This is a genomic window from Simplicispira piscis, assembly GCF_054783455.1.
This window is the reverse complement of record NZ_BAAGQN010000005.1, coordinates 1-26,601: the sequence shown is the minus strand read 5'-3', so window position 1 is coordinate 26,601 and position 26,601 is coordinate 1. Positions and strand designations below refer to the sequence as shown.

Sequence of the window (26,601 nt, the reverse complement as noted above, 5' to 3'; positions counted from 1 at the left end):
GTCGTATGCCTCGAGCATGCCGCTCACACACGGCGTCAAGCCAACGCCAACCAAGCCCGCACAACCCATGCCCTCAGTGATAGTCACTCTCATACTGATGCCGAACCGCACCAATCACGACCTGCTGATCATCACGAATCTCAAACAGCGCCACATAACCCGAATGACCGAAGGTAATGATCAGTTCCCGCACTAAAGCACTGGCACCTGCTTTGCGGCAACTGAACGGACTGTGGACCAATAGCTGGCACGCCTGCTCAATGGCTTCAATGGCACGTGCCGGAATGTCCAGATCCCCGGTGGGACTGCGCAGCTCGCGATCCAGAAGGTGATCGAACAGCCGTTCCAAGTCTTCCGCCGCCTCGCGGCTGAAGATCACCTGGAAGCTCATGGACGCTGCGAGCCAGTTGCTGCAGCCAGCCGCGCTTTCAACCGGGCGACCACCGCCTCTGCTGGGATGCCATCACCAGCGTCCACGGTTCTTTGCACAGCAGCGATGCCGCGGCGCACGAATTCCGATTGCATTTGGCGCCGCGCTACCTCGTTGCGGACAGCGGTTTCGACCAAGCCAGCAAGGCTCTCACCTTCTTCCAGAGCCTGCTCCATATCTGCGCGAAACGCGGGGTTGATGCGAACGGGCGGGATGGTGGCGGTTTTCATGACCTAAGTGTATCGCATATGTGATGCAAACACCCTGCGGGCACTATCCCCCACACACCCGCAGTACATCGCCCCCATACGCCTCCAGCTTCTTCGCCCCCATGCCGCTGATGCCCTGCAAATCATCGAGCGTTGCCGGGCAGCGCTCGGCAATCGCGGCCAGGGTGGCGTCGTGGAAGATCACGTAGGCCGGCAGGTTGTGTTCGCGGGCCACCTCGGCGCGCCAGGCCTTGAGGTTGATGAATCGCACCTGGGCGTCCTGGCCCAGGTTGGCGGCTGCAGCCGAGGGCGTGACGGTGCGGCGTGTGCGCTTGGGGGCGGCGTGGGCCGTGGCCTCGCGCAACTGCACGGGCTGCTCGCCGCGCAGCACGGCGCGCGAGCCCGCGGCGAGGCACAGGGTGTCAAAGCTGTGGCCGTTTTCCATGCTCACCTTGTGCAGGCCTACGGCGCCCGTGGCCAGCAGCTGGCGCAGCACGCCGCGCAATTGCGCCTCGGTGTATTCCTTGCCCAGACCAAAGGTGGAGAGCTTGTTGTGCGCGAACTGCTGGACTTTCTCGGTGTCTTTGCCGCGCACGATGTCCATGATGTGCCCGGTGCCAAAGGTCAGGCCGCTGGCCTCGTGCACGCGGTAGATGGTGGACAGCAGCTTGCGGGCAGCGTCAGTGCCGTCCCATACGGGAGGAGGGTTGAGGCAGTTGTCGCAATTCCCGCAGGGAGTGGACTGTTCGCCAAAGTACGCCAGCAACCGCACGCGGCGGCAGTCCGTGGCTTCGGCCAGGCCCAGCAGGGCGTCGAGCTTGCCACGCAGCGCGGTCTTGAATTCTTCGCCTGCCGGGCTTTCGTCGATCATGCGGCGCTGGTTGACTACGTCGGCGAGGCCATAGGCCATCCACGCATCGGCGGGCAAGCCGTCGCGCCCGGCGCGGCCGGTTTCCTGGTAGTAGCCCTCGATGTTCTTGGGCATGTCCACATGCGCTACAAAGCGCACATCGGGCTTGTCGATGCCCATGCCAAACGCAATCGTGGCGACCATGACGATGCCTTCTTCGCGCAGAAAGCGGTCCTGGTGCTTCTTGCGCACCGCGCCATCCAGACCTGCGTGGTAGGGCAGGGCGTTGATGCCCGCATCCTGCAGCGTGCTGGCCAGCTCGTCCACACGTTTGCGTGACTGGCAATACACCACACCCGCCTCGCCCGTGTGTTCGCGCTCGATGAAGCGCAGCAGCTGCGTGGTGGCGTCTTTTTTTTCTTCGATGCGGTAGCGGATATTGGGGCGGTCAAAGCTGCTGATGAACAGGCGCGCCTCTTGCAACTGCAGCCGCTCGACGATGTCTTCGCGCGTCAGCGCGTCGGCCGTGGCCGTGAGCGCAATGCGCGGCACGCCCGGAAAGCGCTCGTGCAGCACCGTGAGTGCGCGGTATTCAGGCCGAAAGTCGTGGCCCCACTGGCTCACGCAGTGCGCCTCGTCAATGGCGAACAAGCTCAGTTTGCCCTGCGCGTACAGGTCGTCCAGCAGGCCCAGAAAGCGCGGTGTGTTCAGCCGCTCGGGTGCGGCGTACAGCAGGGTGATGGCGCCCGTCTGCAGGCGCAGCTCCACGTCCTGCGACTCTTCATAGCCCAGGCTGGAGTTGAGAAAGGCCGCATCCACCCCGGCCTCGTGCAGCGCGCCCACCTGGTCGTGCATCAGCGCAATCAGTGGCGAGACGACGATGGCCACGCCGCGGCCCTGCTGCTGGCGCACGATGGCGGGCACCTGGTAGCACAGGCTTTTGCCGCCGCCCGTGGGCATGAGCACCAGCGCATCGCCACCCGCCACCACATGCGCGACGATAGCCTCCTGCGGGCCACGGAATTGCTCGTAGCCGAAGACGTCTTTCAGGATGGAGTGCGCGGGAGACAATGAAATGCTCTTTAATTGATAGCTGTCAGCGCTTGATGGATAAGCGCTGGAGGCCATTTTTGCTTGTGAAGCGGTGGATGGTGCGTGCGCGCAAGTGCTGCAGGCACCCGGTGATTATCGGCAATCCCCCGATGCCCGAGACGCCCCGGCGATACAAAACGACATAAACCGATACCGCACAGAGATGACGCCAGCGCAGCTGCAAAGCACCATCAAGGTCCTGTTCAACGCCGTCCCTCAAAGGAGCCGCACCATGAAACCCTGGATCAAGAAAACCCTCATCGGCCTGTTCGGCGCCTCCATTCTGGTCGGCGGGCTCACCGCCTGCTCGGGCGGCCACCACTACCGCCATGGCCCCATGGATGCTGAATCCATGACCGAAATGCGCGGCAAGGTGCTCGAACGGGTGGGCCGCAAGCTCGACCTGGACGACGTACAGAAACAAAAGCTGGGCGTGTTGGCCGACCAGCTGCAGGCACAGCGTGCCGCTGTGGTGGGCAGCACGACCGACCCGCGCGCCGCCATGCAGGCTTTGGTGGCGGGCGACAAGTTTGACCGCACCCGCGCCCAATCCCTGTTGAATGAAAAACTGCAGGCCGTGCAAACCGGCAGCCCCGAAGTGATTGCCGCCATGGGCGACTTCTACGACAGCCTGAACCCCGGTCAGCAGCAAAAAGTGCGCGAGCTGATGCAGCGGCGCCGGGGCTGGATGGGCCGCTACAAAGACTGAGCCCGCAGCCATGTCCGGTGCACACGCTGCCCTGCAGCGTCTGACCCAGGGCCTGCGCCAGCATGGCCCGGTGCTGCTGGCGGGGGTGGCGCAACCGCACGACGAGTTGCTCACCCTGGTGTGGGGCCCGCACTTCGACCGCGTGCATGCTCTGGGGTTGGCGGCGGGCCAGCCCGCGCATGCGGCGCACTTGCTGCCCGCACTGGTGCAGGCCGCCGACTGTTTTGATGCCCTGCACGCACCGGCCCAGCGGCGCCTGCGCCGCATGATCCTGCGCCACCGTGCCCACGCCAGTGCACCGCACCGGCCTGGGTGAAAATCCACACCATGCACCGCATCCTGCTCATCGACGACGACGAACAGCTCGGCCCGCCGCTGGCCACCTACTTCCAGCGCTTCGAGCTGGAACTGGTGCAGGCGCTGCGGCCCAGCGAAGGCCTGGCGTTGCTGGCGCAAGGGGGCTTTGACGCCGCCATCCTCGACGTGATGCTGCCCGAGATGGACGGCTTCGAGCTGTGCCGCAGCATTCGGCGGACCAGCAGCATTCCGCTCATCATGCTGACGGCACGCGGCGAAGTGATGGACCGCGTGGTGGGGCTGGAACTGGGTGCCGATGACTATTTGCCCAAGCCGTTCGAGCCGCGCGAACTTGTCGCCCGCCTGCAGACCGTGCTGCGCCGCATGAAGGCGGCTGTACCGGGCGACGCGCAAGAGGCGCAAGGCGTGTTGGAGTTCGATGGCCTGCGCATCGACTCCGCGCGCCGCAGCGTGCAGTGCCTGGGCCGCGACGTGGATCTGACCGGCACCGAGTTTGATCTGCTGCACCTGCTGGCGAGAGAGGCCGGGCGCGTGCTGAGCCGCGACGACATCCTCAACGATCTGCGCGGCCACGAGGCCGAGCTCTACACCCGCGCGGTGGACATTGTGGTCAGCCGCCTGCGCAAGAAGCTCGAACCGCTGGATGCCATCAAGACGCTGCGCAATGCCGGTTACACGCTGGCCCTGCGCCGGGTGCTCGGATGAGGCGAAAGTTTGCGGGCCAGGCACCCTGGCACCGCCGCGCGCGCCAGGCCGTGCACCGCTCGCTGCGCCTGCGCCTGGTGCTGGTGTTTGTACTGCTGGCACTGGCCATGGCCGTCACCTTTATCGGTGGCGTGCAAAAGGCGGTTTCTGTGGGCTGGCGCGATGCGGCCCGCCCGTTATTGGTCGATTACGTGGACCACCTGGCGCGCGAGGTCGGCAGCCCGCCCAGCATCAAGCGCGCCCAGGCCATCACCGCGCGCCTGCCCATTGCGCTGCGTATCTCCGGCCCCACGGTGAATTGGGATTCGTTGCCCGGCCCGCAACACCCCGGCTGGACACGCGACCCTGGTTGGCGCCACAACGACGAAGCAAAGAGTCTGCTGGTGCGCACCACGGCCGACGGCCACCGGCTGGAGTTTGGCCTGAACATGCAGACGTGGCAGCAGCGCCCGCGCATCGCCTGGGTCACGCTGGGCGCGCTGTTGCTGCTCACCGCTTTGGCCTACCTGTATGTGCGCCGCCTGCTGCGCCCGCTGGACGACATCCGCGCGGGCGCTGAGCGTTTTGGTGCGGGTGCGTTCGCGCAGCCCATTCCCGTGCGCTGCGCGAACAAGCCCGATGAACTGGGGCAGCTGGCCGCCACCATCAACACCATGGGCAGCGACATCCACCAGATGTTAGAGGCCAAGCGCGCCCTGCTGCTGGCCATGAGCCACGAGCTGCGCAGCCCGCTGACCCGCGCCCGCCTGAACGCCGAACTGTTGCCCGAAACCCCTGCGGTGGACCCGCAGCGTCAGGCCCTGTTGCGCGATCTGGGCGAAATGGCGCGGCTCATTACCGACCTGCTGGAAAGCGAGCGCCTGGCTGGCAGCCACGCCGCCTTGCACCGCGAACCCGTAGACCTGGCCGCGTTGGCGCATGAGGTGGTGGCCGAACTGGGCAACCGCCACGCCAGCGCCGCCGCCATTGCCCTCCATGCGCCGCCGGGCCTGCCTGTCTTCGCGCTCGACCGTGCGCGCATGCGATTGCTGTTGCGTAACCTGCTGGACAACGCCTTGCGCCACAACTACCCCTCCAACCAGGCCCCTGACGGCGGTGCCGTGCCGCCGCCCGAACTGCATTTGCAACTGCAGGGCGATGCGCTGGAGATCGAAGTGCGCGACCACGGCCCCGGCGTGCTGCCCGAGCACCTGGCGCAACTCGCCCAGGCCTTTTACCGCCCCGACAGCGCCCGCCAGCGCACCACCGGCGGGGTGGGCCTGGGCCTGTACCTGTGCCGCCTGGTGGCGCAGGCGCACGGCGGGCAGCTTGCGCTGCGCAATGCGGGGCCGGGGTTGGCGGTGCGGGTGGTGCTGCCGGTGCAGGCAGCAGATGCCGCAGCGGCCGCGCAAGCCTGAAGCCTTATTCCATTTCTAAACCATCCGTGTCGTTGTTGCTTCGCCTTGCCGTGCTACAGCACTGATCGTAGGCTTCGCGCCTAGACACGAATGATTGGGAAACAGAATTATTCCAGCACGGTGCGCGCAATGATGTTGCGCTGGATTTCCGAGGAGCCTTCGTAGATGCGCAGAATGCGTGCATCACGCACATAGCGCTCCAGCGGCATATCGCGCGTAAAGCCGTAGCCGCCGTGGATTTGCAGGGCCGCGTCGGTCACGAAGGCCACCATTTCCGAAGCGTAGAGCTTGCACATGGCCGATTGCAGCGTGAACGGCTGGCCGGCCTCGCGCAGCACCAGGGCTTGCATCGTCAGGCCCCAGGCGGCTTCCAGGCGCAGCTTCATATCGGCCAGCATCCATTGAATGCCCTGCTTGCCCGACAGCGGCTCGCCGCCAATCTGGCGCGTCTTGGCCCATTGCACGGCCGCACCCAGCGCAGCCTCGGCAATGCCCAGCGAGGTGGCCGCCACGTCGAGCCGGCTGTTGTCCAGCACTTTCATGGCCGTCTTGAAGCCGGTGCCCTCGGCGCCCAGCCGGTGGTCCAGCGGAATATCCACCGCGTCGAACGACACCTCAAAAGCGTGGCCGCCCCGGATGCCCATGAGCTTCTCGGGCGACGAAATATGCACGCCCGGCGTGCTGGTGGGCACGATGAAGGCGCTGACGCCACGGGCTCCAGCGGCAGGGTCGGTCTTGGCAAACACCACCAGGAACTGCGCCTTGCCCGCGTTGGAGATGAAGTGCTTGACGCCATCGATGCGGTACACCTCGCCCTGGGCGGTGGTGGTACGCACGGCGCGCGTGCTCAGCTCGGCCGGGTGCGAGCCGCCGCGCGGCTCGGTCAGCGCAAAACCGGCCAGCCACTCGCCGCTGGCGCAGCGCGGCAGCCAGCGCGCGCGCTGGGCTTCGTCGCCGCCGATCAACACGGCGTCGGTGCCCAGGTAGTGCGCGCCGATCATCGATGAGGTGGCGGCGCAGGCGCGTGATATTTCGACCAGCGACAGCAGCATGGCCGTGGGAGTGACCCCTGGGCCGCCATATTGCTCGGGAATGTTCATGCCCATCACGCCCAGCGCGGCCAGGCCGGGCACATGGCAGGTGGCGCACAGCCCCTCTTCGTCCAGTGCCTGCGCCCGTGGCGCCAGTGCTTCTTCGGCGTAGCGCGCCACGGCGTCGGCCAGTGCACGGTCTTCGGCGCTCACGCCCATACGTTCGGTCATGTGATGTCTCCTTCAGGTGATTGAGTGGGTGGGTCCGAACACGCCTGCAGCGCGCAGTTCGGCCAGTTTGCCGATGCCGCAACCGGCCAGGGCCATGAGCAGCTCGTCCGTGTGTTCGCCCAGTGCAGGCGCGCGCTCGGCCCGGTTGGGCGCCGCGCCGCCAAAGCGCACGGGCTGGGTGGGCAGGCGCAGGCCGGGCAGGCGCTCGTCGTGCACCGGGCGCAGCAGCTCGCGTGCCACCGCCTGCGGGGATTCCAGGGCCTGCGCAATGTTCCAGATGGGGGCTGCGGGCACGCCAGCGCCGTCGAGCAGCGCGACCACCTGCGCCACGGGCAAGGTGCCCGCCCACGCTTCAATGGCCTGGCGCAGTGCGGGCTCGGCCTCTGAGCGCGTCTCGTCGGTGGCAAAGCGGGGGTCGCTGGCCAGTTCAGGCTGCGCCATGGCGCCAGCGAGCGCGTCGAACAGTTTTTTGTTGAGCACGGCCAGGGCAAAGTGGCCGTCCTGCGCACGGTACACGCCAAAAGGTGCCGACAGCGGGTGGCGGTTGCCCACACGCCGTGCCGGTTTGCCGGTGAACAGGTAGCGCGCCATCGACGTGGCCAGAAAGCTCAGCGTGGTGTCGAACATGGCCACATCCACATGCTGGCCCTGGCCGGTGCGCTGCACCTGCAGCAGCGCCGCCAGCGTGGCCCAGGAGGCAAACAGCCCGGCCACCACGTCGGAGACGGCTTCGCCCACCAGCGTGGGGGCGCCATCGGGCTCGCCCGTGGCCTCCATCAGGCCGCTCATGGCCTGCACGATGATGTCGTAGGCAGGCCGGTGCGCCAGGGGCCCGGTCTGGCCGAAGCCCGACACGCTGACCACGACCAGTTTGGGGTTGATGCCTTGCAGCGTGGCCGCGCCAATGCCCAGCCGCTCGGCCACGCCGGGGCGAAAGTTCTCCACCACCACATCGGCATGCGCCGCCATGGCATGCACCAGCGCCACCGCCTCGGGGGATTTGAGGTCGAGCACCACGCTTTTCTTGTTGCGGTTCATCACGGTGAACAGCGCGCTTTCGCCGTTCTGCATCGGGCCAATGGCGCGGTAGTCGTCGCCCTGGGGCGGCTCGATCTTGATGACCTCGGCGCCCAGATCAGCGAGCAGGGCGGTGGACAGGGGCCCGGCGAGCACCCGTGTGAAATCAAGAATGCGAATGCCTTCGAGCGGCAGTGCTGCAGGGGTCATGTGTGGGCTCCAACACGTTGCAAAAATCCATGGTGGCGCACAATTGAATTAAAAGAAAGAATTGTTTTTTGATGAATTGGATCAATAAAAATGATGCAAATGAATCTGCGCCAGCTCGAATACTTTGCCGCTGCAGCCCACCATGGTGGTGCCGCACGGGCCGCACAGGCGCTGGGCGTGTCCCAGCCTTCGGTATCCAAGGCCATTGCTGACCTGGAAGCGCTCTGGGGCGAGGCGTTGTTTGTGCGTCTGCATGCGCGGGGCATGGAGCTCACGGCTGCCGGTGTCGCCCGTCACCGCGCCGCCCAGGCCCTGCTGGAGCAGGCGCGCGCCTTGTCAGGGCCGCGTTCGGGGGCGCTTGCCGGTCTGCTGCGTGTGGGGTGCCTGAGCACACTGGCGCCGCGCTGGCTGCCCGCCATCCTCGCGCAGATGCGGGCCGCGCACCCCGCCATTGAGGTCCAGTTCCACGAAGACGACACCGAAACCCTGATGCGCATGTTGGCGCGGGGCGCGCTCGATATTGCCCTGCTGTACGACCTGGGGCTGGCGCGCAGCGGCGTGCGGCTTGAACCGGTGGTGGATTTGGTGCCCTATGCCCTGCTGCCCTGGGGGCACCCGCTGGCGGCAGCCAGCAGCCTGCGCCTGAGCGAGCTGGCGCGCGAGCCCCTGGTGCTGATCAATCTGCCGCACAGCCGGGAGTATTTCTTGTCGCTGTTTCGCAGCGCCGGCGTGACACCCCGCATCGTGTGCGAGTCCACCTCACTGGAGACGGTGCGCGGCCTGGTGGCCCATGGGCTGGGCGTATCGCTGCTGACCACGCGCCCGGTGAGCGACCGCAGCCAGGACGGTAAGCGCCTGGCCTGCCGCAGGTTGCGGGGGCGCCTGGCCGTGCAGTCGGTGGTGCTGGCCTACCCCGACAGTGGCGCGGCACCGGCCGCACTGGCGCAGCCCTTTGCGCAGGCCGTGCGCTCGGCGTTTGCCCCACAAGTTGACGATTTGACCCGCAGGGCCACGGCGCCGGGATGACGGGGCAAACAACTGATCCATTTCCGCCGTATTAGGGTTTTACCTGTATATACAGGTATGGGCAAGTAGGAAGACAATCGGCTGGCGTGGGACGGCTCCGTGGTTGCCGCCAGCCCCACCTTGACGTTTCACACTGTAAAGGAGTCCCTATGGTCCAGACATTTATCAAGAACGCCGCACTGCTCGCAGTCGGCACCGCCCTCGCCGCCATGGCTGTTCCCGCCAGCGCCCAGACGAAAATCACGCTCGGCATGTCCGGCTGGACCGGCTTTGCGCCGCTGACGCTGGCCGACAAGGCGGGCCTCTTCAAGAAAAATGGTCTGGACGTCGACCTGCGCATGATTCCGCAGAAGGACCGCCACCTGGCGCTCGCGTCTGAAGCCATCCAATGCGCCGCCACCACGGTGGAAACGCACGTGGCCTGGAACGCCAATGGCGTACCCATCGTGCAGATTTTCCAGATGGACAAGTCCTACGGTGCCGACGGCCTGGCCGTGCGCAACGACGTCAAGAGCTTTGCAGAACTCAAGGGCAAGACGATTGGTGTGTCTGCCCCTGGCACCGCCCCCTACTTCGGCCTGGCATGGATGCTCAACAAGAACGGTATGACCATCAAGGACGTGAAGGTGGTTTCGCTCGAACCCCAACCCGCCGCCCAGGCCTTTATCTCGGGCCAGAACGATGGTGCCATGACCTATGAGCCCTACTTGTCCACTGTGCGCGCCAACCCGCAGGCGGGCAAGATTTTGGCTACCACGCTCGACTATCCCATGGTGATGGACACCGTGGGCTGCGCCCCCACCTGGCTCAAGGCCAACCCGCAGGCCGCGCAGGCACTGGCAAATTCGTATTTCGAGGCCGTGGAAATGATCAAGGCCGACCCCGCCAAGTCGTATGAAATCATGGGAGCCGCCGTCAAGCAAAGCGGCGAGCAGTTTGGCAAGTCGGCTGCCTTCCTGCGCTGGCAAGACAAGGCGGCCAACCAGAAGTTTTTCTCGGGCGAACTCATGCAGTTCATGAAGGACTCGGTGCCAATCCTGCTGGAGGCGGGTGTGATTCGCAAGGCGCCGGCGGATCTCAACGTCACCTTTGACGCGAGTTTCATCAAGTAAGCCGGAGCCGCCCACCATGCAAACCAACTCTGTTCCCACGCCCGTGCTCGGCATGGCGGCGCTGCCGGTGGCCCGGCGCAGGCGTCCGATCAAGCCGCTGGACCCCATCAGCCCGCGCCTGCAAACCCTGCTTGGCATAGGCTTTTTTGTGCTCTTCGTGCTGGTGTGGGCAGGGTTCACGCTGGGCGGCTTTGTCTCGCCCACCTTCTTGGCCAGCCCGGTCACCATGGTGCAGGAAGGCTGGTTGCTGTTCACCGAATACAACTTCCTGCACGACATCGGCATGACGGTGTGGCGCGTGATGGGTGGCTTTGTGCTGGCGACGGTCATCGCTGTGCCGCTGGGCATTGCCATGGGTGCCTACAAGCCGGTGGAGGCTTTCTTCGAGCCCTTTGTCTCGTTCTGCCGCTACCTGCCTGCATCGGCCTTTATTCCGCTGTTGATTCTGTGGGCCGGTATTGGCGAGACGCAAAAACTCCTGGTGATCTTTATCGGTTCGGTGTTCCAGATCGTGCTGATGGTGGCCGTCACTGTAGGCGGCGCGCGGCGTGACCTGGTCGAGGCGGCCTATACCCTGGGTGCGGGCAGCAGCGGCATCGTGCGGCGCGTGCTGATCCCTGGCGCTGCGCCCGGCATTGCGGAAACCTTGCGCCTGGTGCTGGGCTGGGCCTGGACCTACGTGATCGTGGCGGAACTGATCGGCTCGGCATCGGGCATCGGCCACATGATCATGGACAGCCAGGCACTGCTCAATACCGGGCAGATCATCTTCGGCATCATCGTCATCGGCATCATCGGCCTGATCTCGGATCTGGCGTTCAAAACCTTCAACCGCCGCATGTTTGCCTGGAGCAGCCTGTAATGAGCGCACTGAACCAACTCTCCATTCGCGGCGTATCGCGCACCTTTACCTCGGCGCGCGGCAAAGCCACGCAGGCCTTGTTGCCGGTCGACTTTGAGGTGCGCGAGAACGATTTCGTCACCATTCTGGGCCCCTCGGGCTGCGGCAAATCGACAATGCTGCGCATCGTGGCCGGGCTCGATTTTCCGACCACCGGGCAGGTAGTGCTCGACGGCCAGCCGGTCGAAGGCCCGGGCGCCGACCGCGGCATGGTGTTCCAGAGCTACACGCTGTTTCCCTGGCTCACCATCGAGCAGAACATCCGCTTCGGGCTGCGCGAGCGCGGCATGGGCCTGGCAGAGCAAAAAGACCGCAGCGACTACTTCATCAGCAAGGTGGGCTTGCGCGGCTTCGAGCAGCATTTTCCCAAGCAGCTCTCGGGCGGCATGCAGCAGCGCACGGCCATTGCCCGCGCGCTGGCCAATGACCCCAAGATTTTGTTGATGGACGAGCCCTTTGGTGCGCTGGACAACCAGACCCGCGTGCTCATGCAGGAACTGCTGCTGGGCATCTGGGAAGCCGAGCGCAAGACGGTGATGTTTGTCACGCACGACATCGACGAAGCCATCTTCATGGCCAACCGTGTGGCCGTGTTCAGCGCACGGCCCGGCCGCATCAAGACCGAGCTGGCGGTGGACCTGCCGCACCCGCGCCATTACACGATCAAGACCAGCCCGGAATTCATGGACCTCAAAGCCCGTCTGACGGAAGAAATCCGCGCCGAATCGCTGGCCGCCGATCTGCACTGAACCGGCTGCGCCGCTGCCTGCCATGAGCCATCCACCCGTTCGACGCCCCCACAACGCACCGCATCCGGCGCCCGTTGCACCCGCGTCCGCGCAGGCGATGGCTTTGTACCAGCAGGTCAAGGACTACATTGCCCGGCGGATCCAGGAAGGTCTCTGGCGCGCCGGAGACCGGTTGCCGTCCGAGAACGACCTGGTCACCCAGTTCGGCGTCTCCCGTATGACCGTGAACCGCGCGCTGCGTGAACTGGTCGAGCAGGGCCGCATCGTGCGCGTGGCCGGGGTGGGCAGCTTTGTGGCCGAAGACAAGCCCCAGTCCACGCTGCTGCAGATCGCCAACCTGGCGAGCGAGATTCGCCAGCGCGGCCACGACTACCGCTGCGACCTGCTTTCGGTGGAGCGCATCTCCGCCAACCTGGAGGTGGCCGCGGCGCTCGATCTGCGCACGGGCGAGTCGGTTTTCCATTCGCTGTGCATTCACCGCGAGGACGGCCTGCCGGTGCAGCTCGAAGACCGCCATGTCAATCCCAGCCAGGTGCCGCAATTCACCCAGCAAGACTTTTCGCAGCAGCAGCCCTCCGAATACCTGGTGCGCAACGTTCCCTTCGACCAGATTGAGCATGTGGTCGATGCGGTCATGCCCACGCCCGAGCAGGCCGCCCTGCTGGAGATGAACGTGGGCGAGCCCTGCCTGCTGCTCACGCGGCGCACCTGGTCGCGCGGCGTTCCCATCACGGTGGTGCGCTGTCTGCATCCGGCCTCGCGTTACCGGCTGGGCAGCCGGTTCCGGGCCGACGGCAATCCGGTCCAGGGCTGACGCCCTCTCACCACCCGCTTTGTATTGCGCTCACGGTTACTTGTCTATACAGGATCATTCCATGCCTACCACCACCCAGTCCCCATTGACCCTGCGTCCTGGCCACGTCACGCTGGCCGATCTTCGCCGCATCCATGCCGCACCTGTGGCACTGCGCCTCGACCCCGCGGCGCGTGCAGGCATGCAGGCCTCGCAAGCCACGGTGCAGCGCATCGTCGATGAAGACCAGGTGGTCTATGGCATCAACACCGGTTTTGGCAAGCTGGCCAGCACGAAGATTGCCCACGAGCGCCTGGCCGAGCTGCAGCGCAACCTGGTGCTCTCGCACAGCGTGGGCACGGGCGATGCCCTGCCCGATGCCGTGGTGCGCCTCATTCTGGCCACCAAGGCCATCAGCCTGGCGCGCGGGCACTCGGGCATCCGCCCCGAAATCGCCGAGGCCCTGCTGGCGCTGGCCAATGCCAACGTGCTGCCCGTGATTCCTGCCAAAGGGTCGGTGGGTGCCTCGGGCGACCTGGCGCCGTTGGCACACATGGCGTGTGTGCTGATTGGCGAGGGCCAGGCCAAGGTCAATGAAAAGATCGTCTCCGGCAAGGAAGCCATGGCGGCCGTGGGCCTGGTGCCCTTCGTCCTCGGCCCCAAGGAAGGGCTGGCGCTGCTCAATGGCACGCAGGTGTCCACCTCGCTGGCGCTCGCGGGCCTGTTTGGCGCAGAGGACGTGTTTGCCGCGGCCCTGGTGGCCGGTTGCCTGTCGCTCGAAGCCATCAAGGGCTCGGTCAAGCCGTTTGACGCCCGCATCCACGAAGCGCGCGGCCAGGTGGGGCAGATTGCGGTCGCCGCTGCCGTGCGCGCGCTGCTCGACGGCAGCGCCATCGACCCCTCACACCCGCACTGCGGCCGCGTGCAAGACCCGTATTCGATCCGCTGCGTGCCGCAGGTGATGGGCGCGTGCCTGGACAACCTGCACCACGCTGCCCGTGTCCTCGCCATCGAGGCGAATGCCGCGTCGGACAACCCGCTGGTATTCAGCAATGGTGACGTCATTTCGGGCGGCAACTTCCATGCCGAGCCGGTCGCCTTTGTGGCCGACATCATTGCGCTGGCCGTGTCTGAAATCGGCGCCATCTCGGAGCGGCGCCTGTCCTTGCTGCTCGACCCGGGCCTCTCGGGCCTGCCGGCCTTCCTCATCAGCGACAGCGGCGTGAACTCGGGTTTCATGATTGCGCAGGTCACCGCCGCTGCCCTGGCCGCCGAGAACCAGTGCCTGGCCAACCCCAGCAGTGTGACCAGCCTGCCCACCTCCGCCAACCAGGAAGACCATGTGTCCATGGCGACCTACGGCGCGCGCCGCCTGGGCGACATGGTGCGCAATACGGCGGTGATGGTCGGCATCGAAGCCATGGCCGCAGCGCAGGGCATGGAGTTTGACCGCAGCCTCCCGTCGTCCCCCCTCATCGAAGCCCAGTTCGCCGCTATCCGCCAGCGTGTGGCCTATCTGGAGCAGGACCGTTTCCTCGCACCCGACATCGAGTCCATGCGCGAATGGGCGCAGCAGTCCACGTGGCCTGCGCCGCTTTTGCATTGCCTGCCCAGCCACGCCTGAGCCCGCCTTATTCCAGTCCACGCATTTTCAGGAGCCTCCCCATGAACGCCAACGATGCCATTCTTTCCGCAACGTCCACCGATCCCCGTTTTGATGCCAGCCGCGTGATCCGCGCGCCGCGCGGCAGCCAACTCACCTGCAAAAACTGGCTGACCGAAGCGGCCTACCGCATGATCCAGAACAACCTGGACGCCGAGGTGGCGGAAGACCCGAAAAATCTGGTCGTCTATGGCGGCATTGGCCGCGCCGCGCGCAACTGGGAATGCTTCGACCAGATCCTGGCCTCGCTCAAAGACCTCAGCAGCGACGAAACCCTGCTGGTGCAGTCGGGCAAGCCGGTCGGCGTATTCAAGACGCACGAGAACGCACCGCGCGTACTGATCGCCAACTCCAACCTGGTCCCCAAATGGGCCAACTGGGAGCACTTCAACGAACTCGACCGCAAGGGCCTGTTCATGTACGGCCAGATGACGGCGGGCAGCTGGATCTACATCGGCAGCCAGGGCATCGTGCAGGGCACGTTCGAAACCTTTGTGGAAGCGGGCCGCCAGCACTACAACAACGACCTGTCGGGAAAGTGGATTCTCACCGCCGGCCTGGGCGGCATGGGCGGCGCGCAGCCGCTGGCCGCCACGCTGGCGGGCGCCTGCTCGCTCAACATCGAATGCCAGCAGTCGAGCATCGACTTTCGCTTGCGCACCCGCTATGTGGACAAGCAGGCGCGTGACATCGACCACGCGCTCGAACTCATCGCGCAGCATACGGCGGCCAAAGAGGCTGTCTCCATCGCCCTGCTGGGCAATGCCGCCGACATCGTTCCCGAACTGGTGCGCCGCGCCCAGGCGGGCGGCATGCGCCCCGACCTGGTGACCGACCAGACCTCGGCGCACGACCTCATCAATGGCTACCTGCCCAGCGGCTGGAGCGTGGCGCAGTGGCGCGCCGCGCAAAAAGACCCCGCGCAGCACGCTGCGCTGACCAAAGCGGCCTCCCAATCCTGCGCCGTGCATGTGCAGGCCATGCTCGACTTCCAGGCCATGGGCATTCCCACGGTGGACTACGGCAACAACATCCGCCAGGTGGCGTTCGACCAGGGCGTGAAAAACGCCTTCGATTTCCCCGGCTTCGTGCCCGCCTACATCCGTCCGCTGTTTTGCGAAGGCAAGGGGCCGTTCCGCTGGGTGGCGCTCTCGGGCGACCCGGAAGACATCTACAAGACCGACGCCAAGCTCAAGGAGCTGTTTCCCAACGACAAGCCGCTGCACCGCTGGCTGGACATGGCGCGCGAGCGCATTGCCTTCCAGGGCTTGCCCGCACGCATCTGCTGGCTGGGCCTGGGCGAGCGCGACAAGGCCGGCCTGGCTTTCAACGAGATGGTCAAAAGCGGCGAGCTCAAGGCCCCCATCGTGATTGGCCGCGACCACCTCGATACCGGCTCGGTCGCCAGCCCCAACCGCGAGACCGAGGCCATGAAGGACGGCACCGATGCAGTCAGCGACTGGCCGCTGCTCAACGCGCTGCTCAACACCGCTGGCGGCGCCACCTGGGTCAGCCTGCACCACGGCGGCGGCGTGGGCATGGGCTACTCGCAGCACTCGGGCATGGTCATCGTCGCCGATGGCACCGATGCGGCGGCCGAGCGCCTGGCGCGTGTGCTGGTCAACGACTGCGGCAGCGGCGTGATGCGCCATGCGGACGCAGGCTACGAATTGGCGGTGGAAACGGCGAAGAAGCAGGGCCTCAAGCTCCCCATGGTCAAGTAAACGGCACAAGGACGGCACCATGAATGCACCAGACTTGCAGCAGCGCCTGAACGAGCGCCTGAGCGACCAGGACGTCGCCGACTTCCAGCGCGACGGCGCGGTCTGCATTCGCCAGCTGCTCACGCCCGGCGAAGTGGCCCTGCTGAAGGAAGGCATCGATGCCAACCTGGCTGCGCCCAGCCCACGCGCCAAGGTGGCCAGCCGCCCGGACGACCCCGGCCGCTTTTTCGAGGACTTCTGCAACTGGCAGAGCATTTCCCCGTTTGAGCGCCTGGTGCGCGAGACGCCGCTGGCCCCCGCCGCGCAGCGCCTGATGCAGTCGCCCACGGTGCGCCTGTACCACGACCATGTGCTGGTCAAGGAGCCCGGCACCCGCCAGCGCACGCCCTGGCACCAGGACCAGCCCTACTACAACATCGATGGCAGGCAGAACATCAGCATGTGGATTCCGGTGGACCCGGTGCCGCGCCCGGCGACGCTGGAGTTTGTCGCCGGTTCGCACCTCGGGCCGTGGCTCATGCCGCGCACCTTCATGGACAACCAGGCCCAATGGTTCCCCGAAGGCAGCCTGCAGGACCTGCCCGACATCGAGGCCGACCGCAGCGCGCACCGCATCCTGGGCTGGGACATCACGCCCGGCGATGTGGTGTGTTTTCACATGCTCACACTGCATGGGGCGGGTGGGTTCGAGGGACCGGGACGCCGCCGCGTGTTCTCGGTGCGCTTTCTGGGCGACGACACGCGCCACGCGCCGCGCCGCTGGACCACCTCGCCCGATTTTCCCGGCCTGGCCGATACCCTGCCCGCAGGCGCGCCCATGGACCACCCTTTGTTTCCGCTGCTGGTGGAGTGATCCGTATGGCGCAGCAGCATTTCGACCTGGGCCAGGTGCCAGCCTCCCCCTGGAAGAACGGCGGCGGCGCCACGCGCGAACTCGCCTGCTGGCCGCCGGGCGCGGACATGGACCATTTCGACTGGCGCGTGAGCGTGGCGACGATTGCGCGCAGTGGCCCGTTTTCGCGCTTTGCGGGGGTGGACCGGGTCATCACCCTGCTCACGGGCGATGGCGTGCATCTGCGCCAGCCAGAAACCGGTATCGACCACCGCCTGGAGCAAGCGCTGCAACCCTTTGCCTTTGCAGGCGATGGCGGCATGGACTGCGACCTGCTGGGCGGCGCGTCAAGCGACTTCAACCTGATGACGCGCCGGGGCCGCTGGCGCGGTGCGGTGCGCGTGCTGCGAAGCCCAGCGCTGCTGCCCGCGCGGCCCGCGGGGCTGCTGTGGGCAGTGCAGGGCCGCTGGGCCCTGTCGCCCTTGGCTGCAGCGGGCGGGCAGGCTGTGGTGCTGGCGCCGGATGCCGGTCGGTGGTGGGCCGACGAGGACTGCGGCTGGAACGTGGCGCCCGAGGCGAATGCTGGGGACAGCGTGCTCCTGCATGTGTTGCTGGAGCCTGCGTGAAGTTCTTTCCAATGCAGTAAAAAGTTTAGTAAAAATGGCCTCTAGCGCCTATCCATAAAGCGCTAACAGCTATCAAAATCATAGTTTATCGGGGTGTGCATGATGTCTTCAACTGCTTGCGCCACGGGCGTGTGGCGCCACCTGCGCCTGGTGCCGGAACTTGCCGTGCCCGACGTGCCGCTGGCGGCAGGCGCATGGGCCGCCGTGGTGGTGGAGGGCGGCATGCTGCGCTGGGTCGGCCCCCAGGGCGCCGTGCCCGCCGCCTATGCCGCGTTGCCGCAGTTCGATGGCGGCGGCGCGCTCGCCACGCCTGGCCTGGTCGATTGCCATACCCATCTGGTCTATGGCGGCCAGCGTGCGAATGAATTTGCCATGCGCCTGGCTGGTGCCAGCTACGAAGAGGTGGCCAAGGCTGGGGGCGGCATTGTCTCCAGCGTGAACGCCACGCGGGCCGCGAGTGAAGACGAACTGTTTGAACTCGCCAAACCTCGGCTGCAGGCGTTGCTCGATGAAGGCGTGTGCGCCATCGAAATCAAGTCCGGCTACGGCCTGGCGCTCGCGCACGAGCGCAAGCAGCTGCGCGTGGCGCGGCGCCTGGGCGAGGCGCTGGGCGTGACGGTGCGCACCACCTTTCTGGGCGCGCACGCGCTGCCGCCCGAGTTCGCAGGGCGCAGCCAGGACTACATCGACCTCGTCTGCAACGAGATGCTGCCCGCGCTGGTCGCCGAGGGCCTGGTCGATGCGGTCGATGTGTTCTGCGAGCGCATCGCCTTCACGCTGGCCGAGACGGAGCAGGTCTTTCGCGCCGCACAGCAACTGGGCATCCCGGTCAAGCTCCACGCCGAGCAGATCTCGGACATGGGCGGCTCGCAGCTCGCCGCCCGCTATGGCGCGCTGTCGTGCGACCACATCGAGCATTTGTCGCAGGCCGGTATCGACGCGATGCGCGCCGCGGGCACCGTGGCCGTGCTGCTGCCCGGCGCCTACTACACGCTGCGCGATACGCAAGTGCCGCCCATTGCCGCCCTGCGCGCAGCGGGCGTGCCCATGGCCGTCTCCACCGACCACAACCCCGGTACCTCGCCCGTGCTCAGCCTGCTGCTCATGGCCAACATGGCCTGCACGCTGTTTCGCCTGACGGTGCCCGAGGCGCTGGCAGGCATCACGCAGCACGCCGCCCGCGCGCTGGGCCTGCAGGACACCCACGGCCTGCTCGCCTCCAACCGCCCGGCCAACTTCGTGCTGTGGCCCTTTGCCGACGCGGCCGAACTGGCGTACTGGTTTGGCCACAAACCGGCACGCACCATCGTGCGGCAAGGGCGCGTCGTGCAGAGCGCACCGGCTTACGCGTCATCGACCCACCAAGGATTCACTCCATGACCGCTCCCTCCATCCATGCCCTCGCCCGTCCCGAGGTGCTCCCCCTGCCGGCCTACAACGCCGGGCTGTCGTCTGCGGCCGTGCGTGCGCGCTACGGCGTGACCGAGATTGCCCGCCTGGCCAGCAACGAGAACCCTTATGGCCCCAGTCCCGCGGTGGCGCGGGCGCTGGTCGATCTGGCCGCCCAGGTGGGCAACTACCCCGACGCCCAGTGCACAGCGCTGCGCGCCGCCATTGGCGAGCGCACCGGCGTCGCTGCCGACTGCATCGTGGTCGGCAATGGCTCCGAGGACATCCTGCAGATGCTCTGCCAGGCCTTTCTGTCGCCGGGCGCCCGCGTGCTCACCCAGCGCCCGGCCTTTGGCTTGCACGAAATTTACCCGCGCATGATGGGGGCGCAGGTCGAGCTGCTGGAGCTGACGCCCGCGCTGGGCTTTGATACCGATGCCTGGTGCGCGGCCCTCGCGCGCGGCCCCCATATGGCCATGCTGGCCAACCCCTCCAACCCCGTGGGCTGCATGTTCGATGCGGGCGAATTCACCCGCCTGCTCGATGCCACGCCCGACCACACCTTGCTGGTGGTGGACGAGGCCTATGTCGAATACGCAAGGCTCGCTCCCGGTTATCCCGATGTGCTGGCCCTGCTGCGCGCGCGCAGCATGCCCTGGATCGTGCTGCGCACCTTCTCCAAAGCCTGGGGCCTGGCGGGCCTGCGCGTGGGCTACGGCCTGGCGTCCGATGCCGCGCTGGTGCAGCTGCTGGACCGCGTGCGCACGCCGTTCAATGTCAACTACGCCGCGCAGACCGCCGCGCTGGCCGCCTGGGGCGACGAGGCGCACATGCAGCACGCCGTGGCCGAGACGGTGCGGCTGCGCGAGCAACTGGCGGCACGCCTGCGGGCGGCGCCCGGCCTGCAGGGGATTCGCATTGCACCCTCGGCCACCAATTTTCTGTTCATCGACCTGGGCCACCCCAATGGCCCGGTCGCCGAGGCCCTGCTCGCGCACGGCATCATCACCAAGCCCTGGAAGGACCCGGGGTTCGAGACCTTCCTGCGCATTTCGGTGGGGACGGCGCAGGACCTGGAGCGCTTGGTGCAGGCGCTCACCGCCATCTTGGGGGCCGCCGCATGACCGCCCCCCACACCGGCGTTGCCGGAACCCTGTTTGCCGAACACGCCCTGCTGCCCGGTGGCTGGGCGCGTGATGTGCTGCTGCAATGGGATGCCACGGGGCGCTTGCTGGCCGTGGCCCCGGGCAGCGCCCCCGGCAGCGCACCGCGCGCACCCGGCCCGCTGCTGCCCGGCATGCCCAATCTGCATTCGCACGCCTTCCAGCGTGCATTTGCAGGCCTTACCGAATACCGGGCCGAGAGCCAGGACAGCTTCTGGAGCTGGCGCAACCTCATGTACCGCTTTGCGGCCCACATCACCCCCGAGAGCCTGGAGGCCATTGCCACCTGGCTCTACGTGGAAATGCTGGAGGCTGGTTACACCTCGGTGTGCGAGTTTCACTATTTGCACCACGCCCCGGACGGCCAGCCCTATGCCGACGACGCTGAACTGTCGCACGCCTTGCTGCGCGCCGCGCGCACGGCGGGCATCGGCATGACGCTGCTGCCCGTGCTCTACCAGACCAGCGGTTTTGGCGGCCAGCCAGCCCGCAAGGACCAGGCGCGCTTCATCCGCAGCACCGACAACATGCTCTCGTTATTGCAGCGCCTGGCGCCCGCTGCACAAGCGCAAGCGGCTGTTTTGGGCCTGGCCCCGCATTCGCTGCGCGCGGTCGCGCCAGACAGCCTGCGCGAAGCGGTTGCGGGCATGAAGGCGCTGGATGCGCACGCCCCCATCCACATCCACATCGCCGAGCAGACACAGGAAGTGGAGGACTGCATCGCCTGGAGCGGCCAGCGCCCCGTGCAGTGGCTGCTCGACCATGCGCCTGTGGACGCGCGCTGGTGCCTGGTGCACGCCACCCACATGACGCAGGGGGAATACGCCGCTGCCGCGCGCACCGGCGCTGTGGCGGGCATTTGCCCCAGTACAGAGGCCAATCTGGGGGACGGTATTTTCGACATGCCGCAGTGGCTGGTGCACGGCGGCGCCTGGGGTGTGGGCTCGGACAGCCATGCCTGCGTCAACGCGGCGGAAGAACTCATGCTGCTCGAATACGGCCAGCGCCTGAGCCTGCGCCAGCGCAACGTGTTGGCCAGCAACGCGCATGCCCAGGTGGCCACCGCCATGGCGCAGCAGGCGGTGCGGGGTGGCGCGCAGGCCGCGGGCCGCAACGTGGCCGGGTTGGCCGTGGGCCAGCAAGCCGATATGCTGGCGCTGGATGCGCAGCATGTGGCGCTGGCAGGGCTGGACGCCGAGCGTATGCTTGCTGCCCATGTGTTTGCCAGCCAGCGCACGAGTGCGCTGCACAGCCTGTGGGTGGGCGGCGTGCCCCGCGTGGTGGGTGGCCGCCACGCCTTGCACGGCGAAGCCGCGCGCGCCTTTGTGGCCGCGCGCCAGGCCACCATCGCCGCAGATTGACCGAACCTGGAGCCCGCCATGCGTCAGACCGCCAGCCCAAGCGCCCCCGCGCCCTTTGTGTTCCACCAGGGCACTGCGCCCCTGCTTATTTCCATCCCGCACGGCGGCGTGTATGTGCCGCCCCTGCTGGCCGAGCGTTTCGGCCCCGAGGCACGCGAGGTGCCCGACACCGATTGGCACCTGGAACGCCTGTACGCTTTTGCCAAGGACATGGGCGCGTCCATCCTGGCCGCCACGCATTCGCGCTACGTCATCGACCTGAACCGTCCGCCCGATGGCGCCAGCCTGTACCCCGGCCAGAACGTCACCGGCCTGTGCCCGATCGACGGCTTTGACGAGACGCCCATCTACCCGCGTGGCGACGTGCCCGGTGCCGATGAGGTTGCCGCGCGCCGCGACGCCATTTGGGTGCCCTACCACGCCCAGCTGCGCACCGAGCTCGACCGCATCCGCACGGCGCACGGCGTGGCCGTGCTGTGGGACGCGCACTCCATCCGCTCGGTGCTGCCGCGCTTCTTCGAAGGCAAGCTGCCCGACCTGAACCTGGGCACGGCGGACGGCGCCAGTTGCGACCCGGCCCTGGCGCAGGAGCTGCTGCGCATCGCGCAAAGCGCGCCCGGCTACACCGCGGTGCTCAACGGCCGTTTCAAGGGCGGCCACATCACGCGCCACTATGGGGACCCGGCACGCAACATCCACGCCGTGCAGCTGGAGATGACGCAGTGCAGCTACATGCAGGAAGCGCTGCCCTTTGCCTACCTGCCCGAACGCGCCGCGCAGGTGCAGCCGCATCTGCGGCGCCTGCTGGAGGCGGTGTTGGTGTTTGCGGACGGCGCGAAGGCGTAAATCGGGGCGACAACCCTGCCGAGCGCGCGTGCAGGGCGTCTTTCCTACAATCGCCCCATGCACGATTTACCCTACACCCGCGCCCAGCAGCTCCCCGCCCTTCTTGAGAAGCGCATCGCCATCCTCGACGGCGCCATGGGCACCATGATCCAGCGTTTCAAGCTGGGCGAAGCGCAGTACCGGGGCGAAGGCTACAGCGGCCCGGGCAGCGTGGGCGACCGCTTCAAGGACTTTGCGCGCGATGTGAAAGGCAACAACGAGCTGCTCAGCCTGACGCGGCCCGATGTGATCCGCGACATCCACGAGCGCTACCTGGCCGCTGGTGCAGACCTGATCGAGACCAACACCTTCGGCGCGACGACGATTGCGCAAGAGGACTACAAGATGGCTGACCTGGCGCGCGAGATGAACCTGCGCTCGGCGCAGCTGGCGCGTGCGGCTTGCGACAAATTCAGCACGCCGGATCACCCGCGCTATGTGGCCGGGGCGCTGGGCCCGACGCCCAAGACCGCCAGCATCAGCCCTGATGTGAACGACCCGGGCGCGCGCAACATCACCTTCGAGCAGTTGCGCCAAGCCTATTACGAACAGACCGAAGCCTTGATTGAAGGCGGTGCCGACGTGATCCTGGTCGAGACCATCTTCGACACGCTCAACGCCAAAGCGGCGCTGTTCGCCATCGACGAGGTGTTCGAAAAAACCGGCGAGCGCCTGCCCCTCATCATCAGCGGCACCGTCACCGACGCCTCGGGCCGCATCCTTTCGGGCCAGACGGTGACGGCTTTCTGGCACAGCGTGCGCCACGCGCGCCCGCTGGCCGTGGGCCTGAACTGCGCGCTGGGCGCGGCGCTGATGCGCCCCTATATCCAGGAGCTGGCCAAGGTGGCGCCCGACACTTTCATCAGCTGCTACCCCAACGCCGGCCTGCCCAACCCGATGAGCGACACCGGCTTCGACGAAACGCCCGAAGTCACGAGCCGCCTGGTGCACGAGTTTGCCGCCGAGGGGCTGGTCAACATCGTCGGCGGTTGCTGCGGCACCACGCCCGGCCACATCGGTGCCATTGCCGCCAGTGTGGCCGGTGCGGCACCGCGTGCGCGTGGTGTGTTTTACCGCGAGACGGTTTGAGGTAAAAGTGGCTCTAGCGCTTATCTAATAAGCGTTGATAGCTATTGTTTTTGATAATGCCTGGCGCCGCCCTGGCCAGCCAGGTGGAAACGCCGCAGAATCCTGCGCAGGCGCGCGAATGTCCGCACGCCACCCCCATTGGGCGTTGGCATGACTGTGAACATGGTTTCCCCCCGTGGCCCGCAACTTCCTGTGGCGCAGGTGCTGGCTGAGGCTGCTTTGCAGCGCCAGTCGGCCTTGCTGGGGCCGCAGGGGCCGGGCGCCCCCGTCCCCCTGCCGGGAACCGCTGCGCCAGCAGGCCTGCCCCCGCCTCCTTTGCCTGCAGCCGTGGCAGCGCCAGCGCCCGCGCCGCTGCCAGAGTCTGCCGACCAGGCCCATATTTCTGCGCAAGCACGTGCGCCCCTGGGTGCAGGTTTTGATCCGCGCCATGCCGCCCAGGGGCTTGGCAATGCCCGTGCAGCGAGTCCTCTTGCCGGTTCAGCAGCCCCCATGCCCAGGGGCGGCGCGGCGGCGGCGCTGTCGGGCGCGTCGCTGGCGGCGCCGGAGGTCGGGGCCTGGCCCGCCACGGGGCTGGCTGTACCGCTGCGGCAGATGGTCGCGGCCTTGGTGCAGCAGCTCACGGCACAGGCCACGCCCCAGCGCGTGGTGGCGGCGCAGCCCTGGCCGCTGGCGCTGGCGCATGCACTCGAGAGCGGGGAGGCCGATGCCATGCAGCCTGCATTGCAAACCTGGCTGGTGCGCCAGGGCACCGTGCAAACGCCCGAGGGGCCGCTGGGTCTGGCCGTGACCTTGCGGGTGCCCGTGCCTTGGCTGGCAGCGCAGGCTGGGCAGCCGCCCGCAGCCTTGGCGGCGGCGCTTGCGCCGCCAGGGGCTTTGCAAGTGCCGTACACCGGCACGGCGCAGGGCTTGCAGTCGGGCGTGCTGGCGCTGGTGCTGCAGGGGCTGGAATCGAGCGCTTCGCGCACCAATGCCTTGCTGGTGCTGGACTTTCAGCCACCGCTGGCGGCCGCCGTGTATGGCCGCGACATGATGCTGGCCCGCCTGGACCCGTGGCTGCAATTGGCCCAGCTGCAGGCCAGTGGACAGTTGCCGCGCGACGAGGACCTGGCCCGCGAACGGGAGGCGGGCCTGTGCAAGGACCCCGGCTGCCCTTATGTGGGGCGTGCAGCCTGCGCGCAACCGTTCTGCCGGGCGATGGCGGTGGTCGCGCCCGTGGGGGCGGTGGATGCCGGACCGGGGAACGTCGGGATGACGTAAAAAGAGCCCCAGGCGCTGATGGTGCGCCTGGGGCCTCTCTCGCTGGAGGTCTGGCCGGGTAGGCCGGGCTCCTCAATACGATGGTGCTGCTTGGGTTTTGCCTTTATGGGTACAGGCCGCGCATCTCGCGGGCGTGGAGCATGCGCGTGCAGGCGATGATGAAGGTGGCCGTGCGCAGGCTGACCTTGTGCTGTTGCGCTGTCTGCCAGACGCCAGCAAAGGCCTCCTTCATGATGCGCACCAGGCGGGCGTTGATCTCGTCCTCGGTCCAGAAGAAGCTGGAGAAATCCTGCACCCACTCGAAGTAGCTCACCGTCACGCCGCCAGCGTTGGCGATCACGTCGGGCAGCACCAGCACGCCGCTGTCGTGCAGGATGTCGTCGGCCTCGGGGGTGGTGGGGCCGTTGGCACCTTCGATGACCAGTTTGGCGTGGATCTTCGGGGCGTTCTCGGCCGTGATCTGGCTCTCCAGCGCGGCCGGAATCAGGATCTCGCAGGGCACCCCCCAGAAATCTTCGTTGGCGATCACTTCCGTGCCGGGGAAGCCCGCGACGCCGCCGGTGTTCTTCACATGCTCTTGCAGCGCGCCAGCGTCCATGCCGCCCTCATGGACGATGGTGCCGGTGTGGTCCTGCACCGCCACCAATTTGGCTCCGACATCACAGAACAGCCTGGCCGCCGTACCGCCCACGTTGCCAAAACCCTGTACCGCAATGCGGGCGCCTTCGATTTTCAGGCCGGTGTGGTGCGCTGCTTCCAGCCCCACGGTGAACACGCCGCGGCCCGTGGCTTCGCGCCGGCCGAGCGAGCCGCCCAGGTCGATCGGCTTGCCGGTCACCACGCCGGTGGCAGCCTCGCCGGTGTTCATGGAGTAGGTGTCCATCATCCAGGCCATGATTTGCTCGTTGGTGTTCACGTCTGGAGCAGGGATGTCCTTGGTCGGGCCGATGATGAGACCAATCTCGCTGGTGTAGCGGCGTGTCATGCGCTCGAGCTCGCCCCGCGAGAGGGTTTTGGGGTTCACGCGGATACCGCCCTTGGCGCCGCCGTAGGGCACGTTGACGGCCGCCGTTTTGACCGACATCCAGGCCGACAGCGCCATCACTTCGGACAGCGTCACGTCCTGGTGAAAACGCACGCCGCCCTTGCCCGGCCCGCGCGAGAGGTTGTGCTGCACCCGGTAGCCTTCAAAGTGGGCGATGGTGCCGTTGTCCATCTCGATCGGCACGTCCACGATCAGGATGCGCTTGGGGCGCTTGAGCGTCTCGACCCAGCGCGAGAGGTTGCCCAGATACGGCGAAACGCGGTCTACCTGCTTGAGGTAGTTGCCCCACGGGCCGAGATCGTCGGCATGCAGGTACGAAGGCACTGGGTGTGATGGAGCGGCAGGGGTGCCGGCGGATGGCGACATGGTGAATTTCCTTGTGGGATCAGGTCAAGCCGCAAAGCTTATGCTTCGCGCACGGCGCTGTCTAAGGCCGGTGTGTTACAGAACCATGCGTTTGACGCATAACTTGCCCATGGGGCCCGTCGGCGCCACCACAGCCCGGCGCGGCCCACTCCGATACGCTCACCAGGATCGGCAAAACGGGGGTGTTGCATGTCGCCGCCAAATTTTCCAGTCCCTGCCCCACGGCGCCACGCCAATTCCACAGCGTGGAACTGTGGAAGGATGCCCCGGGGAGCGCTCCCTTCCTGCCGTGCACCGGACGGACTGGCCGCGCATAGCCGCCGACTGCAAAAATGCCGTAATTTATCAAAAATGCTTGATTAGCAATGAGTCTCAGGCAGGGTCTTGACGATGCTGGGCAGGCGAGCAATACTGGTTTTTC

The 26,601-nt window shown here is 66.7% G+C and carries 25 protein-coding genes; 19 read left to right on the top strand and 6 right to left on the bottom strand.

What is annotated here, in order from left to right:
- Positions 1-73 precede the first annotated feature (73 nt).
- Genes ACYVOC_RS02120 through recQ form a run of 3 tightly spaced genes read right to left on the bottom strand, consistent with a single transcriptional unit; the run spans position 74 to position 2,560 of the window.
- Positions 74-391, bottom strand: a complete 318-nt coding sequence (locus ACYVOC_RS02120) for a type II toxin-antitoxin system RelE/ParE family toxin (RefSeq protein WP_461160724.1) — start codon at positions 389-391, stop codon at positions 74-76.
- The gene (locus ACYVOC_RS02115; protein ID WP_116005616.1) at positions 388-660 is read right to left on the bottom strand and encodes a YlcI/YnfO family protein; all 273 of its coding nucleotides are present in this window, start codon (positions 658-660) and stop codon (positions 388-390) included. Before ACYVOC_RS02115 ends, ACYVOC_RS02120 begins: the two co-directional genes overlap by 4 nt.
- 43 nt (positions 661-703) lie before the next feature.
- Positions 704-2,560 (bottom strand): DNA helicase RecQ, encoded by a 1,857-nt coding sequence (gene recQ / locus ACYVOC_RS02110; RefSeq protein ID WP_461160723.1) that lies wholly within the window; start codon positions 2,558-2,560, stop codon positions 704-706.
- 253 nt (positions 2,561-2,813) lie between these two features.
- Here recQ and ACYVOC_RS02105 point away from each other — a divergent pair, with 253 nt between their 5' ends.
- The 4 genes from ACYVOC_RS02105 to ACYVOC_RS02090 are packed head-to-tail and all read left to right on the top strand — an operon-like array spanning position 2,814 to position 5,710.
- On the top strand, positions 2,814-3,290 hold the full coding sequence (locus tag ACYVOC_RS02105; RefSeq protein ID WP_461160722.1) for a Spy/CpxP family protein refolding chaperone: 477 nt from the start codon (positions 2,814-2,816) through the stop codon (positions 3,288-3,290).
- Positions 3,291-3,300: 10 nt separating this feature from the next.
- On the top strand, positions 3,301-3,606 hold the full coding sequence (locus tag ACYVOC_RS02100) for a hypothetical protein (protein WP_116005618.1): 306 nt from the start codon (positions 3,301-3,303) through the stop codon (positions 3,604-3,606).
- An 11-nt stretch (positions 3,607-3,617) separates the two neighbouring features.
- Entirely contained in the window at positions 3,618-4,313 is a 696-nt protein-coding gene (locus tag ACYVOC_RS02095; RefSeq protein WP_461160721.1) for a response regulator transcription factor, read from the top strand.
- Complete coding sequence (locus tag ACYVOC_RS02090) at positions 4,310-5,710, top strand: HAMP domain-containing sensor histidine kinase (RefSeq protein WP_461160720.1); 1,401 nt, start codon at positions 4,310-4,312, stop codon at positions 5,708-5,710. Before ACYVOC_RS02095 ends, ACYVOC_RS02090 begins: the two co-directional genes overlap by 4 nt.
- Positions 5,711-5,817: 107 nt before the next feature.
- Here the strand turns inward: ACYVOC_RS02090 and ACYVOC_RS02085 are convergent, their stop codons facing one another.
- Positions 5,818-6,972, bottom strand: a complete 1,155-nt coding sequence (locus tag ACYVOC_RS02085; protein WP_461160719.1) for an acyl-CoA dehydrogenase family protein — start codon at positions 6,970-6,972, stop codon at positions 5,818-5,820.
- Between the two features lie 12 nt (positions 6,973-6,984).
- A complete protein-coding gene (locus ACYVOC_RS02080; protein ID WP_461160718.1) occupies positions 6,985-8,199 on the bottom strand; it encodes a CaiB/BaiF CoA transferase family protein in 1,215 nt (404 codons plus the stop codon).
- A 90-nt stretch (positions 8,200-8,289) separates the two neighbouring features.
- Here ACYVOC_RS02080 and ACYVOC_RS02075 point away from each other — a divergent pair, with 90 nt between their 5' ends.
- From ACYVOC_RS02075 to ACYVOC_RS02005, 15 genes are all read left to right on the top strand, one after another.
- Complete coding sequence (locus ACYVOC_RS02075; protein ID WP_461160717.1) at positions 8,290-9,225, top strand: LysR family transcriptional regulator; 936 nt, start codon at positions 8,290-8,292, stop codon at positions 9,223-9,225.
- Between the two features lie 149 nt (positions 9,226-9,374).
- Positions 9,375-10,337 carry an ABC transporter substrate-binding protein gene (locus ACYVOC_RS02070; RefSeq protein ID WP_116005623.1) on the top strand — a complete coding sequence of 321 codons (963 nt, stop codon included), beginning with the start codon at positions 9,375-9,377 and terminating at the stop codon, positions 10,335-10,337.
- 16 nt (positions 10,338-10,353) lie between these two features.
- The gene (locus ACYVOC_RS02065) at positions 10,354-11,199 is read left to right on the top strand and encodes an ABC transporter permease (RefSeq protein ID WP_116005624.1); all 846 of its coding nucleotides are present in this window, start codon (positions 10,354-10,356) and stop codon (positions 11,197-11,199) included.
- Between the two features lie 8 nt (positions 11,200-11,207).
- Entirely contained in the window at positions 11,208-11,987 is a 780-nt protein-coding gene (locus ACYVOC_RS02060) for an ABC transporter ATP-binding protein (RefSeq protein ID WP_116006219.1), read from the top strand.
- A gap of 22 nt (positions 11,988-12,009) precedes the next feature.
- Positions 12,010-12,801, top strand: coding sequence for a histidine utilization repressor (gene hutC, locus ACYVOC_RS02055; protein WP_116005625.1), 792 nt, complete (start codon positions 12,010-12,012; stop codon positions 12,799-12,801).
- 61 nt (positions 12,802-12,862) lie between these two features.
- On the top strand, positions 12,863-14,404 hold the full coding sequence (hutH, locus tag ACYVOC_RS02050; protein ID WP_461160716.1) for a histidine ammonia-lyase: 1,542 nt from the start codon (positions 12,863-12,865) through the stop codon (positions 14,402-14,404).
- A gap of 41 nt (positions 14,405-14,445) precedes the next feature.
- Positions 14,446-16,167, top strand: a complete 1,722-nt coding sequence (gene hutU, locus ACYVOC_RS02045) for a urocanate hydratase (RefSeq protein WP_461160715.1) — start codon at positions 14,446-14,448, stop codon at positions 16,165-16,167.
- 19 nt (positions 16,168-16,186) lie between these two features.
- Positions 16,187-17,020 carry a phytanoyl-CoA dioxygenase family protein gene (locus tag ACYVOC_RS02040; protein ID WP_461160714.1) on the top strand — a complete coding sequence of 278 codons (834 nt, stop codon included), beginning with the start codon at positions 16,187-16,189 and terminating at the stop codon, positions 17,018-17,020.
- Between the two features lie 5 nt (positions 17,021-17,025).
- Positions 17,026-17,625, top strand: a complete 600-nt coding sequence (locus ACYVOC_RS02035; RefSeq protein WP_461160713.1) for a HutD/Ves family protein — start codon at positions 17,026-17,028, stop codon at positions 17,623-17,625.
- Positions 17,626-17,727: 102 nt separating this feature from the next.
- The gene (hutI, locus tag ACYVOC_RS02030) at positions 17,728-19,005 is read left to right on the top strand and encodes an imidazolonepropionase (protein WP_461160712.1); all 1,278 of its coding nucleotides are present in this window, start codon (positions 17,728-17,730) and stop codon (positions 19,003-19,005) included.
- Positions 19,002-20,138 (top strand): histidinol-phosphate transaminase, encoded by a 1,137-nt coding sequence (locus ACYVOC_RS02025; protein WP_461160711.1) that lies wholly within the window; start codon positions 19,002-19,004, stop codon positions 20,136-20,138. Before hutI ends, ACYVOC_RS02025 begins: the two co-directional genes overlap by 4 nt.
- Positions 20,135-21,538 carry a formimidoylglutamate deiminase gene (locus tag ACYVOC_RS02020; protein ID WP_461160710.1) on the top strand — a complete coding sequence of 468 codons (1,404 nt, stop codon included), beginning with the start codon at positions 20,135-20,137 and terminating at the stop codon, positions 21,536-21,538. The genes ACYVOC_RS02025 and ACYVOC_RS02020 overlap by 4 nt, the downstream gene beginning before the upstream one ends.
- Positions 21,539-21,556: 18 nt before the next feature.
- Positions 21,557-22,384: an N-formylglutamate deformylase gene (hutG, locus tag ACYVOC_RS02015; RefSeq protein WP_461160709.1), complete on the top strand. Its 828-nt coding sequence runs from the start codon at positions 21,557-21,559 to the stop codon at positions 22,382-22,384.
- A 57-nt stretch (positions 22,385-22,441) separates the two neighbouring features.
- A complete protein-coding gene (locus ACYVOC_RS02010) occupies positions 22,442-23,512 on the top strand; it encodes a homocysteine S-methyltransferase family protein (protein WP_461160708.1) in 1,071 nt (356 codons plus the stop codon).
- Positions 23,513-23,674: 162 nt separating this feature from the next.
- Positions 23,675-24,769, top strand: a complete 1,095-nt coding sequence (locus ACYVOC_RS02005) for a hypothetical protein (protein ID WP_461160707.1) — start codon at positions 23,675-23,677, stop codon at positions 24,767-24,769.
- 103 nt (positions 24,770-24,872) lie between these two features.
- On the opposite strand, the gene ACYVOC_RS02000 is transcribed toward ACYVOC_RS02005, so the two are convergent.
- A complete protein-coding gene (locus ACYVOC_RS02000; protein WP_116005634.1) occupies positions 24,873-26,180 on the bottom strand; it encodes a Glu/Leu/Phe/Val family dehydrogenase in 1,308 nt (435 codons plus the stop codon).
- Positions 26,181-26,601 lie beyond the last annotated feature (421 nt).